The organism is Paracoccus sp. (in: a-proteobacteria) (assembly GCF_030536915.1).
Classification (GTDB): domain Bacteria; phylum Pseudomonadota; class Alphaproteobacteria; order Rhodobacterales; family Rhodobacteraceae; genus Paracoccus.
In genome coordinates this window covers 1-1,612 of the sequence record NZ_JAUNPC010000219.1, presented here as the reverse complement: position 1 = coordinate 1,612, position 1,612 = coordinate 1, and the positions used below count along the sequence as shown (strand labels likewise).

The window sequence follows — 1,612 nt, the reverse complement described above, 5'->3', positions numbered from 1 at the left end:
CCAAGATCCGGTCCTCCATGTCGAAAACGCCCGCCAGAATAGGGCTGTCGCGTTTCAGAATGGAATCCGCCCGCCTACAATCATGTCAGGCAGTAACCAGGATTATGTAATACCAGCTTCGACTGGTGGACAGCTTTCGGGAAATTGGGTGGGGTTTGTCAGGCGCACAGGTCGGCCAAGTCCTTGCGAGTTGTCTGGACAATGGCGAAGGCAGCTCGGCCGACAAGAAGAAAGCACCTTGGGTCCAGTGGAAAGTCTGTCGGGATTCTGCCGTTCCGCCCCGTCTCGGGGCTGTCTGTCGCACGGCTGACAGCAGACAGGCGGCTGAACGGTGTTTTCGGCCGCTTGGCTTGTCCGGCTGACCGCAGAGATCAGCATGACAGGATTGATCTCCCCCGGGCCCGTTCGCGAGTTCGCTGTCCTTTCCCTTCAGCAGATCGAGACCCTGTGTGTTCGGGTGAAAGGTCCCGATCGGCAGGTCCGAAGGGCGGCTGCCGAAACCGACAGCACGCGAAGGCTGCAGACCACGCCGGAGGAGGGCCAATCACGACGATGGCGATCGAAGCCTTCGCGCCCCCTGTCCCGTCTTCCGACGCTCCAGACACGTCGCAGCCGGGCCCGGTCCCGGGCCGCGCCAACATTCCACGGGCGGCAAGCAGCGGCACGGAGCGACATCGAAGATGGTCTTCCTCTTGGCCCTCGCGTTCGGCGCCGCGGTTGTCTTCGGCTGCTGTCATGAGACCGGAACCGAGGGCGGATTCCGGCTCATGCGGCGGCTTCCTTGCGGCGTTCGGCCCTGCGGCGGTCGTAGTCCAGCACGGCCTCCAGCAGCACCTGCGCGCCGGCGGCGCATTCCTCGGGCAACGTGGATTCCGCCGGGTTGTGCGACAGCCCGCCCTTGCAGGGCACGAAGATCATCGTCGTCGGCGCGACGGCCGCGGCATGGACCGCGTCGTGGCCGGCCCCCGAGATCATGTCGCGGGTGGAAAGCCCTGCCGCCCTGGCACCGGCCCGCACGGACGCGATGCATTCGGGGTCGAAGGCCACGGGCGCCGTGCGCGAGATGGGATCGAGCCGATGTTCAAGCCCGTCCGCCTGCGCCGTCTCGGCCACCAGCGCGGCAACCTCCTGTTCCATCCGGTCCAGGACGGCGTCCTCGGGATGGCGCAGGTCGATGGTGGCGCGCACCTCGCCGGGGATGACGTTGTGCGAGTTCGGGCTGACCTCGAGGAAGCCGATCGTGCCCACGGCGTCCTTGTGGCCGCGGGCGATCCGGTCGATGCCCCCGATCACCCGCGCCATGCCGACAAGCGCGTTGCGGCGCAGGTGCATGGGGGTCGAGCCGGTGTGCGCCGCCGTTCCCGTCAGGCTCAGGTCGAACCAGCGCATCCCCTGGACGCCCTGCACCACGCCGATCTGCCTGCCCTCGGCCTCAAGGATGGGCCCCTGTTCGATATGCAGCTCGAACATCGCGCCAAAGCGGACCGAGCCGGCCTTCGCGTCTCCGCGCCAGCCGATGCGGTCGAGCGAGGCCCCGAAGCTGTCGCCCCCCGCATCGGTCCGGCTGTCGCCATAGGCGCGGCTGTAGACCCCCGCCCAGATGCCCGAGCCG

General features: G+C 67.4%; 1 protein-coding gene. It reads right to left on the bottom strand.

Going from position 1 to position 1,612, the window contains the following annotated elements; genetic code table 11:
* Positions 1 to 765 precede the first annotated feature (765 nt).
* The coding region (locus tag Q4F04_RS15890) for a Zn-dependent hydrolase (protein ID WP_303370755.1) at positions 766 to 1,612 on the bottom strand (847 nt) is incomplete at its 5' end.